Origin of the sequence: Sporosarcina sp. FSL W7-1283 (genome assembly GCF_038003105.1) — a bacterium.
GTDB classification, from domain to species: domain Bacteria; phylum Bacillota; class Bacilli; order Bacillales_A; family Planococcaceae; genus Sporosarcina; species Sporosarcina newyorkensis.
The window spans coordinates 1,756,462-1,772,102 of the sequence record NZ_JBBOOL010000001.1 but is presented as its reverse complement, the minus strand read 5'-3'; the positions used below and the strand labels follow the sequence as shown (position 1 = coordinate 1,772,102).

The following is a 15,641-nucleotide window of genomic DNA, read 5'->3' as shown; positions in this document are numbered from 1 at the left end:
CTGTATGCTGTTCTGAAGTTCATACATTGTGAATTGTATAGTACCATCCTTTTTGCTCAAGTAATTTCTGGTGAGTTCCTAACGCCGGTCGAGGCTAAACGGTGTCTTCCGCTTTTATTTATAATGCCCGCCAATTAGCTTGTTTCGCCTGTAAGCAGTCCCGCCGGAAGTGATGGAGACGGCGCGGAGTATGGCTGTGGAGCCGTATTTTAGGCGGAGTTCATCCATTACATGACCGATCCGCTGTTGTTTCCAGTTGGTTGGTTTGAACAAGTCGAGCTGGATGCCGTGTTCAGTTTCTAAATTGGTAAGGGTGACGGAAATGTGGCGGACGGGTCGGCCATCGTGGTAAGTCTCAAGCAGTTCTACACATGTGTGGTAGATGACCAAGGTTTCATTCGTTGCTTCCGCCAGCGTTTTTCTGCGTTGAAATCCGCCACCTAAGGCATGTTTGGAATAGCCGAATGACAGTTGCACAGTGCGACCTTTCTTGCCTGCCAATCGTGCGCGCATAGCAGTGTCCTCACACATCTCCAGGAGAACGGTTAAAATCTCATTCATCTTTATGTAATCTCGCAGCAAGGTCTGACCTTTGCCGTAACTGATTTGTCCTTTGATCAAAACCGATCCGAGCGTTGAATAATCAATTCCGTGCGCATGATAATATAACTGGTTTCCCATGACGCCAAATTTCTTTTCCAGACGCTCAAGCGGTGTTCTTGCCAGGTCGCCTACAGAATAAATCCCCATATCTTCCAATGTGCGTTCCATTCTTCTGCCGATTCCCCACATATTCCGAAGAGGTGATACTGGCCAAAGCTTCTTCGGCACATCTTCGTATGTCCAGTATGCCACACCTGTTTTCTTCGCCTCCAAATCAAGCGCCAGCTTAGCTAACAGCATATTCGGACCAACCCCGCAAGCGGAATGAAGTTGAAACTGCCGATACAACTCATCCTGTATCCGGTAGATGATGTCATCCAAGGGGCCCCATAACTTTTCCGTCCCTGTGAAATCGACGAAACTTTCATCAATGCTGTATACATGGATTGCTTCTTTCGGAACATAGCGATTCAATAACTTCGTCAGTTCCATCGAAACATCAATAAAAAATTGCATTTTCGGCTCAATCAAATGAATACTTGCATCGTTTGGAATCTCATATAGCCGCATACCTGTCTTGATGCCGAACTGTTTTTTGAGCGGCGGAGACGCAGCAAGGACAACCCCGCCTTTACGCTCAATATCGCCGATAATCGCAATTGGCACCTTCATCACATCCAACCCTTCCATCGCAGCAGCACAGCTGGCGTAGAAACTGCGCATATCTAAACAAGCGATCTGTCTGTGTGGCAAGTGCTCTGTCATGACCTTCACCCCCATGAGAACGAATGTTCCTCAACCCTATATTACCCACTCACACAGAGTTCAATCAATGGGAGTTGGCGGATAAATGGCATAAAATTGGGCGTAGTAGGTTTTTTGAACAAAAAAACAGCCAAACAATAGGCTGTTTTTGTCCTTATTTAAAGAGAAATATCCTGTGGCGGTTCTCCGGATTTATTCATTAGACGAATGGCTTCAGGTTCAATTTTCAAAATCACCAATTTCGGATCCTCGGGACCATCAAACCATTTTTTCATTTGATTATTCCAAATTTTCTTCTTGATCTGTTCATCTGAAGAAATGGATACACGCCCTGCGTATTCGACATACGCATCACCAAATCCCTCTCCCTCATAACCGATTAGAATATGGGTATACGGATTATCTTCTAGATCCTCCACCTTATCCGTCTGGTTGCTCGTAGGTGTGTAGAGCGACAAGCCATCATTCACAAACGTCATATACCGACTATACGGCTTATTATTATCAACCGTCGCCATCGTACCAATAAAACTTTCATCTAAAATTTTCTTCACTGTATCCATCGCATTCATCAACGATCGCTCCTTTCACGATTACTTCTACTCTTCCCAAATGATCATTTTCTAAACTTTGAGAGAGAAGCAATCCATTCGAGTGACCGGACAAACCACGAATTCCAAGATCAAGAAGGCTTCTTGACATTATATCCTTGCTCATCATAAGGCTGAAGACAGCCCAACCACTTATCCTCCAGTTCCATCAGCGCTTCTTTTGCATTGTAAAATGGACCTTCCTTCTTTTTAAGGGTTTCCAGGATGTCTATTTGAAACGCTTCTTTTCCAAATGTGTTCCACTCTTCTTGCAGCGCTTTATTCATATACACACCTGTATTCAGACTGAATTTCACCCCATTTAATGTTTTGAAATTCGGTGTACTGCCAATAAACAATTTTTGATTTACGGTGTTTTTAATTTGATATACACCCGCCTCGATCTTCGTCTCTTTATATAACTGTTTCAATTCTTTTTTTCGATCCATTTGCATCTCCTGCTTCCTCATTATGATTTCAGCCAATATTGACTCCCATCTGACGTACGGTCCAGTAATCCATACTCGATTAAATACCTTCTGATCAGCACATAATCTTCATAAACTTCTTCTAAAATATAATTTGTTTCCTGTTCACTGTAAGTGACTTCATTGTCAAACCGCTTCGTAAGCTCCCGCAGAACAATTAGGCGCTGTTTTTCTTTTGGTGGGAATTTCTCTAACCGTCCAGTCGTTCCATCAGGGAAAAACTTCTTAATGGTCTCCTGTTTTTCTTTTTCCGTCACAGCGTATCGGTCATCGACCATTTTAGCCGTCTTATGAGGCGGTATGAAAGCTGGTGCATATTCGTCCTTTTCTTTCAGTAATTCCATCATCGCTAAAAACGTCTTCGCTTGACGTTCCTTCTCTTTCAAGACAAAGCGATGATGCCGTACAGTAGACGTACTGCCGATCCCTAACGTCTGCTGTACGTCTTTATCATTCCTGCCTTGATAAAAGAGATGAAGAAGCTGGCTTTGATGACTTGTAAGACCAGTCAATTTCTTATCCAAACCGATCAAATAATCAAATACCGATCCGTGAGTACGTTCAATATGCAGCCTCATATATCTCTCCGCTTCATAGAGGATATTTTCAGAAGGGTAAATAATTCCCTTCTCAACTTCCTTGCCACACAGCAAGCAAATGTAACAGTCTTTTTCCAAAATATAGCCTTGTTTTAATTCTGGCATCGTGGCATTCCAAAAAAGTTCAGACAGATCCATTACTAAACACATCCAATTAAAGTTGATTTTTAAGCAAACACATTCAAGATTCGTTTGCATTATATTGATTATAATAGCTTCAACATATCAGTGTGTCAATAAAAAAACAAACATTTTCATTCTGCGTTTTAAAATATCCAAACGAAACGAATGAATGTCTGTTAACAAAACAAGAAAATTTATCTAGCCAGCGTTTACATGGTACACTAACCAAAACTACATAAAAGGCGAGGTTCGATAGAATGTGTCTACTAGCTTTCCAATTACAGAGCCATCCAAAATACAAGCTCATCCTCATGGCAAATCGAGACGAAGCGTATGATCGCCCGACAGCTCCCGCCGAATTTTGGCAAGACCATCCGGATATCTTAGCGGGGCGAGACTTAGAACAAATGGGAACTTGGCTGGGCGTCAATAAACAAGGAAAAATTGCTGCGTTGACCAATTTTCGTGACTTCTCACTTCCGATCAAAGGAATACAATCACGAGGGCATATTGTCTCTTCCTATTTACAATCACAGACTCCGCCACGTGAATTTATGGAACAACTGCATGCAAATCATGACGAGTACACTGGTTTCAATGTATTGGCCGGGTCAAGCGAAGAACTGTTTTATTACTCAAATATGGAACAGTCAATCAGGTATCTAACAACAGGCACATACGGACTTAGCAACGCATTGCTCGATACACCTTGGCCAAAAGTCGAAGAAACGAAAAGGCTTTTGAGCGATTATACGAAAACTGCAGATAAAATCGATGTCGATATCTTGTTCGAAATGATGCAGCGGGCGGAAGGCTTTCCACTTGAACAACTGCCTGATACAGGGGTGGGGGAAGAGTTGGAAAGTTTGCTATCCTCCATATTCATTACTTCTGAAGGGTACGGGACTCGTTGCACAACCGTAGTTTTAATAGATTCAGACGACCGCGTATATTTTGAAGAGCGAACATTCAAGAATGGTGAATTTACCACCACACAAAAATTTTCATTTGAAATAGAAGAACCGGCAACCTCATAACACAGGTAGCCGGTTTTATTATTCCAATAAAACAAATAAACTATTTTCATATAATCAATTTCGTAATTATATCGAAATAACTAAGATGTTATATCCATATATTTCTTAAATTCCGTTAACGCTTTTTCTCGATCCGCAGTGCTGAAGAGCCGCCTATCCTCTTCCCCAATAATCCGGTAATGGCCGCCCGTCGTATGTTGTTGGAGCTTATAATGCTGCCATTGCCCGATCTCCGTCCACCAATTGACAGTTCCACTTGTTGCGAGCTCACGTATATGGACCTCTGGATGTACAGCAATCTCGGCCAACTCTACCGGATCATCCCCTAGGACAGAGCGCAGCAAGGCACTTTCCCTAAACAACGCGCAAATCGCCACAGCAACCGTCCAACTCAACTCTTGACGACCTTTCTCCAGTTGCACAAGAGTCTTCTTCGAAATCCCTAATATATCCGCCATCTGATCTTGCGTATAATCCAGTTCTGTACGAATCAACTTCAGCCTAGGTAACACTAGATCAATTACCGTTTGTTTATTCATCTAAACACCCCTTTTACACTAAAAGTGTATTAATACACTTTTAAAGTATTTAGTTACTTTTAGAGAGTATAGTAATAAATATTGTAATTTAGTTGAATATCTTATTGCTAGTCTACCATAGGCATGCAGTATTTATCGAAATATCTTTAATTTTAGCATTCTCAAAAATGTTTAATTCACAAAGAAAAGAAACCTGCGGAGGCTAATTCACTCAGCAGATTTCTAAAATAAAAAATTCAATTAGAATGCTTTTCGTTGGTAAATGGTAGTGGTAACTCCCCAAGATACAGTATAAGCTACCAGGATAATAGCTGCAGCGCCCCAATATAAATATGTAGTGGGTACGTTGACAATAAAATCAGTGATCGCTGTTAAATGTTCAGCAAAAAACATCACAATAGGCGGTACGACACCTGACAAAAGGATAAAGCCAATAAGAACAACCGTTGTAATATTACCCGGTTTAAATATATGGAATAACGGAAAGGTAAACGCGGAAAATAATAAGAATAAGCCGCCACCAATCGCAATATCAGTCATCGTAAATGATTTATCCAAAGCAAATAGTGCCAGACTCGTCACCCCAATAGCTAATATCATATAGATGATAGCGCCAAGATAGCGTGACGCGATAATTTCCCTGCGCGTGTAAGGTAAAGAATTTAATAGTATATTCGTCTCCGCTTTTTCATCATAACCATACGCATTAAAGGGAATGAAAATACTGGCAACGAGAAAAATCAGGGCTGGATGTGAGTCCATAATAATAAAGAATGCGATAAAAGGAATAAAGGTTAACAGCAGCCTTTTCTGAAGTATGACATCTCGTCTGATCAAATTAAACATAGCTCTCTCTTCCTTTCATGTAATACATGATATCTTCCAATGATGCCCGTTCAATGACAACCGAATTCCCGAACGTATTATTCACCGCATTCACATTATTCGTTAATGCCTCAAATCCTGTCGGCGCACGATGTATATGAACGAAGGCCTTTTCTGTATCTCGATCCAGCAGTTCCACCCTTCCCTTAACGAGCGCATAGTTTTCAGCTACATCGTGTATCGATTGATTAAATACTAATTCGCCTCTCTGCAGGAAAGCTATATAATCTGCGATGCGGTCTAAATCAGTTGTAATATGAGTAGAGAAAAAAATCGTCCGATTGCCGTCCACCATGAATTCCTGTAAAAGATTCAGCAACTCGCGTCTGAAAATGGGATCTAAGCCTGCTGTCGGTTCATCCATAATAATCAGCTCTGCATGATGTGAGAGCGCGATCGCTAATGAAGCCTTCATTTGCATCCCTTTTGAGAATGTTTTTATTGCTTTATTAAGCGGTAGTTCAAATTGGTCCACAAATTGCTCAAACAACGTATCATCCCAATGTTTGTAAGCCGGCGCAACGATGCGTTTTATATCTTTTAAATTCAGTCCTTCAAAAAATACATTGCCATCGTAGACAAATCCAATACGCTCCTTGATCTCCTTCTCATGTGTCTGATAGTCCAACCCGAAAATTTTAATTTCCCCGGTATCCGGTTTTAGTAGATTCATGATCATTTTTATCGTTGTCGACTTACCAGCTCCATTGGCTCCAATGAATCCCGTTACAAAACCTTTCTTTACCTGCAAATCAATATTTTCTACGGAAAAACCTTTGAATTTCTTCGTGACATTTTTTAATTCAACCACATTTTCCATTCATTTCACTCCTCGGATAAAATGTTCAATAATTGTTGCAGCTCCTCAGTCGACATGCCAATCTCCCTGCTATTCGCTATGACCATACTAAGTTGCTCCTCAATGACCTTTAACTTCTTCTCTCGTATCATCTCTAAATTTTGCTCAGCGACAAAAGATCCCTTTCCGACAATCGAATAGATAAAACCTGCCTTCTCCAATTCCTCATAGGCCCGTTTCGTCGTTATTACACTGATGTGTAAATCCTTTGCGAGTTTTCGCATGGAAGGTATCACATCCCCCTCCTTCAGTTCTCCTGCTAAAATAGACGATTTAATTTGATTCGTGATTTGTTCATAAATCGGCTCCTTTGAACTATTGGAAATGATTATTTGCATGCCAATCCCTCTTCACTATTTTTTTGAAAATATAATAGAATGAATGTCCTGTATCGCTTGAATGAATATCGCCAGAATATGGACGATTGTAAACATATTAAAAAATGGATAGGAATACAGAGTGATCCATTCTGTAAAGATTTTTAAGTTCAAAATCCACCTTCCTGTCCTGGCGAACAAGTTGCCGCTATCGTTTATGTTTGGTTCAAGGAACGTGCCATCCACAGCAATAAAGACCAACTGAACAATTAAAAATATTCCAATGGTGAGCATCCAGCGTTTCGCTCGCTTAGTAGGAAATGTTTTTACTGTGCCTAACAATTGGACCCATCTCCTCTCTACTTCAATATTTGATCGTTTTTTAAATTCGAACTGCACAATGTATATGTTCTATATATACACTATATACAAACAGGAAACATTATTCAACTAATTTAAAAAGAATAGATCAGAAGCACGGTAAGACTAAAACAGCATGAAATAAGGCAAGCTGAAATATATTGGATCTCAACTCCATTTGTTTAAGAAGCAAACAAAAAAAGCACGTTTTGAGGTTTTCCCCCAAAACATGCTCCTATTAAGTAAAAGTCCTTTAAAAAATCCGCCTACTTCCAACTTCTAATTGTACTAATTTACATCCGCTCAAATTCATAAAACCTATTTTTTCATAAATTGTTTTTTATAATGATCTGTTAAAGGGATCAATTCACCATCTTCGATAACAAATATTTCATCACATAACTCTTCAATATCAGCAAAATGGTGACTTGTCAGTAATATGGTCTTCTGCTGTTCTTTTAAGTGTTTAATAATTTCTTTTACGTCTTGATATGTCTTATAATCCAGTGCGTTGAAAGGTTCATCTAAAATTAAAATATCTTGATTTTCCATAATAGCTTGTGCAATTCCTAACTTTTGTTTCATACCCAGGGAGTAATCCTTTACTTTTGCCTTATTTTTAGGGTTTAAGCCAACTAATTGCATCGCCTTCTCGATCTGCTTATCGGTAATACGATTCGTAATGGCAGCCAAGTATTGTAGATTTTTAAAGCCACTAAAAAGTTCGATGTAGCCAGGTTCGTTGATAAAGACGCCTACACCTTCCGGAAAATCGATTTGTTCTCCTAGAACTTGCTGTCGTATTTTTATTTGCCCACTAGTCGGCACAACAAATCCACATATCAATTTAAATAGAACTGATTTACCGCTACCATTCCCACCGACAATCCCAACCGTTTGACCTTGTCCAATCTTTAATTGAATATTTTTTAATACTTCGTGACCTGAAAATTGTTTTGATATATCTTGTAATTCAATTGCATATACCACCCATTTCACCCTCTCTCAAAATATTTATACGTTTTCCATTTTATAATGCCAATCATACAGATGAGGGCAATAAAACCACTACTCGACATGTCTAACATCGTTCTTCCCATTTCCTCTATACGTGCTAATTGACCAATCCCTGCCACATTGTACGACAACCAACTTACTGGAAACACATTCAATAGATACAAACTCATGCTAGCTAGAAATGACCATGTCACTCGATTGGTTACAATAAATAACAAGAATACTAACGTCAGCATGCAACATAATTCTAGTATTTTAATAAGGATAACATATGTCAGTAAATGCCAATCGATCATCAAAATTTTATCAAAAGATATACCAATAAGTAACAAAATGGCGACTGACAATACAACATAGACAACTGCTACTAATAGTATATGACCTAAAACAGTTGTTCCCCATATGGATTTCTTTCGTATACGTATAAACAATGCCATATTTCTTGGATGACACCATGACTGCAAAAATATACTGAACATATAAATCGGTGTTCCGATATAAATCATTTGTTCCAACCATGTCATGACATGTATAGAACCTAGGGGTAATCCGTAAAAGAAACGTATTACATACTCATTCAATGTTTCCTCACTAAATATTGCCTTTGTCACTGCTAAAATAACTAAACTTGCACACCAAACCAGCACTAATCTAGGTATCCAGAAGATACGAGTGTAATAATAGAACAATCCCTTTTTTAACTTTTTAGGATATGCTGGTGTCCAGTGCCAAAACTGTACAATGCAAAAAATTTGCAAGAGACTTAGTATGACTATCGCTATAAGTGTCCACCAAAGCGGGTAATCCCCAGAATAGTTATGATGTAACACAATATAACGATTGATTGTGATGAAAGGTATCTTTTCGACCCAGGGCACTTTGATAGATAATATCATAAGGATGTATAAAAATACGATACAAAAATAAGTAGCTTTTCTTGAGAAAAAGTGTGCCATAGTTACAAATGTACAGCCAATGAAACTGTAACCCGTGACTAAAAATAACACGGTATAAAGAATACCTTGTAACGGGCTACTAAATGTACCCATATAGTACTGCATCATATCTGCATCCAGCGAGCTATGCCAGTCATTTCTCATAGGCAATCCAATTGAGACCACTAGTGAAATCATACCAATAATCCCTACAAATACAGTAGAAAACAGCGTGATTGTTACCCATCTCATAAACATAAAACGATAAAACTTTTTCATACGGATTAATTCAAACATACGTGGCATTGTATATAATTTTGATACGCACAGGAAGAAAACCGGCGTCATAATAAAAATTATGATATAGTGATTCGTCATGAGATGAAGAACAAACAAACTGAAATTTCCTTCGTAAGTTTTGCGGTCTGCTACTGCAGTCAATGCGAAAATGATCACTACAAGCAAAAGAGATTTCGTCATTACTAATTTCAAATGCTGCTGAATGAGCATTTTCATATGTTCACCTACAATTCATAAATGCGTGCATTTACTATTTTTCGTTTGTACACAAGATATCCGAGAATAACTAATAAAAGCAAAACAGGTCCCGTGACAAAACTGGTCCATGAAATAGCTTCTACCCACACAAGTGACGGTTCAAAAGCCGTAACCAAACGATACTTCTCAAGTCCAAAAACAGACCAACAAAAATTCTCTAGTAATACATAAACAAAAGGTCCTGTTAAAATAACAAATAAGTTTTGGCTATATAAACTAAATACAAACCCTAGTGTTGCAACCAATGCACCTATAATGCCTTTCCATAAACTTAATAGCAGACCATATAGGAAAGGCTGCTCCAAAAATTGCTCTCCATAAATATGAGTTTGTACAATTTTTCCCATCAACTCACCTGTTTCAGGATTAACCAATGACAATTGGACCGTAATGGGTGGGACAACATATAATGCAACAAGTACACTTATCATCGAAACGCAGAAAACAACTAAGTATCCGCTTCCTGCACTTACGATCCATTTCGAAAATACATAGTTCTTTTTATTCACACGTGGTAGCGTATAGTTAATAAATCCATTTTTGCGCTCAAAATACATAAGCCAACCTGTGGGAATGACTGCAAGCAACGGGAAAATTAGATTAAAGATCTCAAAACCCACCTCATACACTTCCAGTTGTGCCTCTAATGCATAATTTTTGTAAATAATTAATGTACAGATTATAGCGGCTAGCATAGCAAGTACGGCTGTGAAACCGACTGCCACTCTTACTTTCCGCCATTCATTCCTAATTAATCGCTTCAAGCTTTATTCCTCCTTCCTGCCCTCACTATAACGAAGCCGTTTACTGGCTACAATGGTTATAGAACAAAGAAAGGTTTTACGGGAATGAAAATATTTTCATTCCCGTAAAACCTTCGTTTATTCCTGAAAACGTAAACCAATTGTGACATAGTTTCCTGTCCTCTGCTCATTTTTCAAAAGAATATGAGCCTTATATTGTTTGGCAATTTGTTGGACATTGTGCAACCCAAAACCTCGCATGCCTTTTTTCGTTGAAAATCCAATATCGAACATCTTTAGGAAATGATCGTTTGAAATATAAGGTGATGGATTGCTTACTTGTAACATATATTGATTTTCTTCTTGCTTAAGCGTGACATATACAGTGTCTCCACTTTGACTAGCATCAAAGGCATTATCAAGTAAAATGCCGAGCACCTCAATTAAATCCACGTCTTCACAAGCCATTTCATGAAGCGAGATGGAATTATCTATCACTACCTGAATCCCCATTTGTTCGGCTCTTTTTACTTTTGTATATAAAAAACCAGCAACAATTTTATGATCCATCGTTAACAGTTGTTGTTGATGAGAAAGCATTTTTACATTTCCAGTGTAACGAGTAATTTCATGCTTTGCCTCTTCTAACGTATTAGCCGTTTCAAGAATACTTGAAATAGCCAACATTTTATTAGAAAATTCATGCTGTCTCGCACGAACCTCTAGTACTAGCTCGTCAATAATCGGTAAATATTTTTCTGTAGCTAAGATTCGGGCTTTCAACGCGTGTTGTTTCTTTTGTTCAAAAAATAACCACGTTAGTAATAAAAAGACAAAGATCGATCCTAACAGCATAAGCCAGCTACCCAATTGAGTAATTTCTGTTGTTTGGAACAGATACATACCCAAAAAGGAAAAAAAGATTATACTCATGAATAGCTGTTGCATCAATGTCATTTGTTCGAATTCTGTATAGGCAAAATGTCTGCGAATGAAGAAAACAAGACCTAGTACCACAGCTAAGCAAATCAAATGATTCCAATCGATTTCTAGCGGTAAAAGCATCGTCAACAAGACTGCTTGCATTCGGACCATCATCCAGACCATTAAACTGAGCATTGTGATCAAAAGAATGGTTAAGTGACTACGCTTAAATAGATAACTATTCGCTACGAGTGTAAGAAAACAAAAACCAATCAGACCAGGTACATATTGCACAGGTAAAACTCCAAGCCCCTTAAGCGTCATGATTAACCCTCGCTCATCGGTATCACTTAGCAAACAAAATAATGAAATGATGCTCACCCAGAATACGTGTGCCCATTTAAATTTGATGGGTTCACGGAAAAACAAACAGGTAATAAGCCAAAGAGCCAGAATATCTGATAGAATGCTCATACTATTTCCTCCTATAAGATATACTGACGATATTTTAAGCCAATTGGAATAAGGGTATCTACGCCTCGTAAACGGATTGTTTGCCCCACTTTATCTATTTGTTCTACCATGTCTTGATTGATAATAAAGCTTTTATGTACTTGCACAAACCGATCATCTAGTAATTCCATGCTAGCCTTTAATGAATAACTTGAGATCATTTCATTCAGTAAGATTCCATCACGTTTTATATGTAAACAAATTTTCTTACCAAAAGATTCGATATAAAACAAATCTTTTAATAGGTACTCAAAAATGAATCCTTTCTGTTCAATACGGATCTTTCCCTCATCCATCTCAAAGTGTGACAAATACTGCAAGACATCTTGGATCACCTTTTGGCATTCTAACTGAGTAAACGGCTTCACTAAATAATAAAAACATTTAAGCTCTCGGTATGCATACAATTCTTCCGTTAAAACAGCCGTTTCAAAAACAATAGGAGTATACATATAAGCGGGCATGGTGCGTAACTGTTTGACTAAGTCCGTTCCCTTGTAATCAACTAGCTGAATATCCACAATAAAGAAATCTATTTTAATATCTTGTGCCAAATTCATAGCTTTTGCCGCGCTGTCTGTAAGATAAACATTAAATACTTGTGGTAACGTTTCTAATGCATTTTGTAAAAACTTTTGGATAGCTTGATCATCTTCAACGATTAATACATTCATTACAAACACCCCTCTAATGTGATAAGTGCTGTTTGTCAAAAAAACAAAAACGAGTCAGCAAGAAAGCGAAAGCTAGGATCTTGTCGACTCATTCGTATTTACTAATGAATAAATCCAGCATCGCCATCTCCACTTTACTCGTATCATTCGTCTTATTTAGAACGCATCGCTTGATTCACGACAACCATCACTTCAGTCCGAGACATTTTCTCCCGACCTTCTTTCAGCGCATCCAATGTACCGTGCGCCAAAGCTAACGGTATCTTACAGAAGTTCAGGATCGTTTTCGTCTCGATGTCTTGAATATATTCATCCGCTAACGCCAAGTTCTCTTCTGCAAAGCGGAACATTTCATCCAGTTTCCAACCGTCCGGGAAGAAGTTCACATCGCGCTCCGCGTCTTCTTTATAGTTACGCAGGATATTGACAGACTGTAAGCCTCTTCCAAAGCCAATTGCCAAATCACGATCTGTTTCGGTTCCATCGTACCAACTCCAAATATCCGTCAGCATGACACCTACCAATCCCGCAACGTAGTATGTATAATCTTCTAAGTCTTCACGCGTATGGATCACCCAATCTTTTTCTGCCCACTTCGCCATGCCTCTGCCCATAATCGCAGTCGATTCAAGTACTTTATCGGTGACCGTGTCAGGGCAAAATTCCACCCAATCGGCAAGGCGCAATGTCACTTCCGGCAATTGCGATTGATAAGGAGCAAATAGCTTGTCCAGCGCTTCCGCAATGGGTGCGCCTGTTGCGATTTTATTTTCCAGTAGTTCGCTGACTTTGTTCAGTAACGTTACGACATCCGCAACACCCATTTGTTCATGATCTTCAATTTCATCGATGGCCCGCATGCACAAATAAGCGGATGCTACAGCTTCTCTTACTTCAGGTTCAAGAAGTTTAATTGGAATAAAAAATGTGCGGCTTGTTTCTTTCAATACTTTCATCGCATCTTTTTGTAGTTTTGTATCAGTTTTCACTTTGGGATCCCTCCATCAATAATCATGGCTGTCAAAAAATATTCTCAATTGAATATGATTCCTTCATTATATCATTCATTGTAACATTAAGACGTTTATAATGGATTGTCAAAATCCAAACAAAAAGCCGGATGCGCCCTTCAGCACCCAGCCTTTATGACGATATCATTTTGCAGATGGTTTCTCCATCGAGACAATGCTAGTTTACATAATATTATTATGCACAAAAAATGCTTACATAATAACAACGTAAGCATTTTCTTCACTTTCTAACTATCCAGTTACTTCTTATAGAAAAAAGGACGTCCAATAACTTCTACTAAAGAAGGAGCAAGAGCATATAGTTTACTGGTCAGACCCATAACTTTAGGTAAGTTTACTTCTCGCCTCGGTTCACGAATCGTCTGTATGACAGCACGCACTACCGTATCGATGGAGAGCAGTTGGGACCCCATAGCTTGCTTATACTTTCCTGTTTGATCCGCTAATTCGATAAACGGTGTATCTATCGGTCCAGGATGAATGACTGATACATCCAAATGATACGGAGCCGCTTCCATTCTTAATGCATTCGTATAGCCAATAAGTGCATGTTTCGTCGCCGCATAGACCGATGTTTTGGGTGTTGCGACTTTCCCCGCCTGCGAACCGATGAACAGCAAGTGTCCGCTTTTTCGTTCCATCATAGCAGGCAGCAAACGTTTCGTCAGTTGCATCGGAACAAGCACGTTCGTTTCAAGCATTTCTGCCATCTCTTCGTCGGATGCTTCATGAGCGAAATTAAATCTGCCAACTCCTGCTGAATAAACGATTACATCCGGCACTTCGCCTATACGTGACACGAGCCAGTCCAGTTGTTTGGCATCCCGCAAATCAGCACAAAAACCTTCCACCCCTACTTGCTGCAGTTCTTGCAGCGCTTTCGTATTGCGACCAGTAGCCATTACGCGCATCCCTTTTACCGATGCCAGTCGCCTGGCCAGTTCAAAACCGACCCCGCTCGTTGCACCGGTAATTAAGATGGATTTAACAGCTGGCATATTGATGAACTCCCGACTCATCTGCCGTTTCCCTAATCAATTCCTTGGAAATCAAATAATCAAGCTGACCAATCGTTTCGGACAATGTTAATCCAAGCTCTTTTTCATACACTGCCGGAAACAAGCGTTTGGTCACTTCAAAAACGGTCTGTGGCTGTTCACGCAGCATGCCGAGCACTTTCATCGCCCGATCATTCTGCTTCTCCAAGCGTTCCTTGATAAGCGAATGTGCGTTATGGACTTCTCCGGCATGCCCTCCATAAACAATGTTGACGGGCAAATCGAGTAAACGTTCAAGTGATGCGTTATATTGAAGCAACGCCCGAGGCCGGTCTTCTTCTTTTCTAAAAGGTGGTTCGATCAGCGGATTGGACGAAACCTTTTCCAATAAAAGATCGCCACCGATTAAGATTCCCTCTTGTTCATTCCAAAGCGATAAATGACTCTGTGCATGACCTAATGATTCTTGCACTTTCCAGCCCGGATGGCCCGGCAAATCATCCCCTTCATTCACCATCCGATCGACAGGACGATTACCCATAAAATCGACAGAGCGACGAAATCTTTTTATCCATTTAGAATATTCTTCAGGCACGCCTTCTTCATGAAGAGAATTTTCATAAAATCGATCATGTCGATCCAGAAAATCTTGATCGCGCGTCAGCCAATAATTGAGGTAGGGATGGCCGAGTACTTCTGCACGATCGAATGCTTCAATCCACCCGCAATGATCGGGATGATGATGGGTAACGAAAACTTGTTCTATGTCCTTGAATGAGTAACCGATTTCTCGTAATCTATGTTGCAGTGCTTCGTATGCCTCTGGTGTCTTCGTCCCTGCATCGACTAAAGTCAGTGTATCGCCTTTTAGTAAGAAACAATTCACATCTCCGACTGCAAATGGAGTAGGTGTTATAATCTTTTCTATCATAAGAAAGTTCCCCCTTGAAATGAATGACTGTTCAGTACATTGTACTCTTTATTTTCCTATGCGTCACGTATCCATTCTCGTTATTTTTGAAATATTTACATGTAGTTGAAACCAAATCGTTTATTCTTCGTATGGTATACTACAAGAAATAG

Annotated in this window: 18 protein-coding genes; 1 reads left to right on the top strand and 17 read right to left on the bottom strand. The window is 39.4% G+C overall.

What is annotated here, in order from left to right:
- Nucleotides 1–114 precede the first annotated feature (114 nt).
- The 4 genes from MKY93_RS08640 to MKY93_RS08625 all read right to left on the bottom strand — a co-directional run bounded on the left by MKY93_RS08640 (nucleotide 115) and on the right by MKY93_RS08625 (nucleotide 3,183).
- Complete coding sequence (locus tag MKY93_RS08640) at nucleotides 115–1,368, bottom strand: Y-family DNA polymerase (RefSeq protein WP_040758104.1); 1,254 nt, start codon at nucleotides 1,366–1,368, stop codon at nucleotides 115–117.
- Nucleotides 1,369–1,526: 158 nt separating this feature from the next.
- On the bottom strand, nucleotides 1,527–1,940 hold the full coding sequence (locus MKY93_RS08635) for a pyridoxamine 5'-phosphate oxidase family protein (protein ID WP_009496716.1): 414 nt from the start codon (nucleotides 1,938–1,940) through the stop codon (nucleotides 1,527–1,529).
- A 110-nt stretch (nucleotides 1,941–2,050) separates the two neighbouring features.
- Entirely contained in the window at nucleotides 2,051–2,407 is a 357-nt protein-coding gene (locus tag MKY93_RS08630) for a GIY-YIG nuclease family protein (RefSeq protein ID WP_040758765.1), read from the bottom strand.
- Between the two features lie 20 nt (nucleotides 2,408–2,427).
- Nucleotides 2,428–3,183 (bottom strand): DUF2087 domain-containing protein, encoded by a 756-nt coding sequence (locus MKY93_RS08625; protein ID WP_221834979.1) that lies wholly within the window; start codon nucleotides 3,181–3,183, stop codon nucleotides 2,428–2,430.
- Nucleotides 3,184–3,425: 242 nt separating this feature from the next.
- Between MKY93_RS08625 and MKY93_RS08620 the strand changes: the two genes are divergently transcribed.
- Nucleotides 3,426–4,205 carry an NRDE family protein gene (locus tag MKY93_RS08620; RefSeq protein WP_340758797.1) on the top strand — a complete coding sequence of 260 codons (780 nt, stop codon included), beginning with the start codon at nucleotides 3,426–3,428 and terminating at the stop codon, nucleotides 4,203–4,205.
- A gap of 80 nt (nucleotides 4,206–4,285) precedes the next feature.
- Here the strand turns inward: MKY93_RS08620 and MKY93_RS08615 are convergent, their stop codons facing one another.
- The 13 genes from MKY93_RS08615 to MKY93_RS08555 form a co-directional block, all read right to left on the bottom strand.
- Nucleotides 4,286–4,744 (bottom strand): helix-turn-helix transcriptional regulator, encoded by a 459-nt coding sequence (locus MKY93_RS08615; RefSeq protein WP_340758796.1) that lies wholly within the window; start codon nucleotides 4,742–4,744, stop codon nucleotides 4,286–4,288.
- A gap of 240 nt (nucleotides 4,745–4,984) precedes the next feature.
- Nucleotides 4,985–5,590: an ABC-2 transporter permease gene (locus tag MKY93_RS08610; RefSeq protein WP_340758795.1), complete on the bottom strand. Its 606-nt coding sequence runs from the start codon at nucleotides 5,588–5,590 to the stop codon at nucleotides 4,985–4,987.
- Nucleotides 5,583–6,449, bottom strand: coding sequence for an ABC transporter ATP-binding protein (locus tag MKY93_RS08605; RefSeq protein WP_009496723.1), 867 nt, complete (start codon nucleotides 6,447–6,449; stop codon nucleotides 5,583–5,585). The genes MKY93_RS08610 and MKY93_RS08605 overlap by 8 nt, the downstream gene beginning before the upstream one ends.
- 5 nt (nucleotides 6,450–6,454) lie before the next feature.
- Entirely contained in the window at nucleotides 6,455–6,826 is a 372-nt protein-coding gene (locus tag MKY93_RS08600) for a GntR family transcriptional regulator (RefSeq protein WP_340758794.1), read from the bottom strand.
- A 15-nt stretch (nucleotides 6,827–6,841) separates the two neighbouring features.
- Nucleotides 6,842–7,147, bottom strand: coding sequence for a YfzA family protein (locus MKY93_RS08595; RefSeq protein ID WP_340758793.1), 306 nt, complete (start codon nucleotides 7,145–7,147; stop codon nucleotides 6,842–6,844).
- Between the two features lie 336 nt (nucleotides 7,148–7,483).
- A complete protein-coding gene (locus MKY93_RS08590) occupies nucleotides 7,484–8,164 on the bottom strand; it encodes an ABC transporter ATP-binding protein (RefSeq protein WP_009496735.1) in 681 nt (226 codons plus the stop codon).
- On the bottom strand, nucleotides 8,161–9,633 hold the full coding sequence (locus MKY93_RS08585) for a hypothetical protein (RefSeq protein WP_340758792.1): 1,473 nt from the start codon (nucleotides 9,631–9,633) through the stop codon (nucleotides 8,161–8,163). Before MKY93_RS08585 ends, MKY93_RS08590 begins: the two co-directional genes overlap by 4 nt.
- A gap of 8 nt (nucleotides 9,634–9,641) precedes the next feature.
- Entirely contained in the window at nucleotides 9,642–10,439 is a 798-nt protein-coding gene (locus MKY93_RS08580) for a hypothetical protein (RefSeq protein ID WP_078816601.1), read from the bottom strand.
- Between the two features lie 117 nt (nucleotides 10,440–10,556).
- Complete coding sequence (locus MKY93_RS08575) at nucleotides 10,557–11,816, bottom strand: sensor histidine kinase (protein ID WP_340758791.1); 1,260 nt, start codon at nucleotides 11,814–11,816, stop codon at nucleotides 10,557–10,559.
- Between the two features lie 11 nt (nucleotides 11,817–11,827).
- Nucleotides 11,828–12,529: a LytR/AlgR family response regulator transcription factor gene (locus MKY93_RS08570; RefSeq protein ID WP_009496742.1), complete on the bottom strand. Its 702-nt coding sequence runs from the start codon at nucleotides 12,527–12,529 to the stop codon at nucleotides 11,828–11,830.
- A 152-nt stretch (nucleotides 12,530–12,681) separates the two neighbouring features.
- A complete protein-coding gene (locus MKY93_RS08565) occupies nucleotides 12,682–13,518 on the bottom strand; it encodes a squalene/phytoene synthase family protein (protein WP_139365923.1) in 837 nt (278 codons plus the stop codon).
- Between the two features lie 281 nt (nucleotides 13,519–13,799).
- On the bottom strand, nucleotides 13,800–14,558 hold the full coding sequence (locus MKY93_RS08560; protein WP_340758790.1) for an SDR family NAD(P)-dependent oxidoreductase: 759 nt from the start codon (nucleotides 14,556–14,558) through the stop codon (nucleotides 13,800–13,802).
- Entirely contained in the window at nucleotides 14,545–15,489 is a 945-nt protein-coding gene (locus MKY93_RS08555; RefSeq protein WP_078816598.1) for an MBL fold metallo-hydrolase, read from the bottom strand. Before MKY93_RS08555 ends, MKY93_RS08560 begins: the two co-directional genes overlap by 14 nt.
- Between the last annotated feature and the right edge of the window lie 152 nt (nucleotides 15,490–15,641).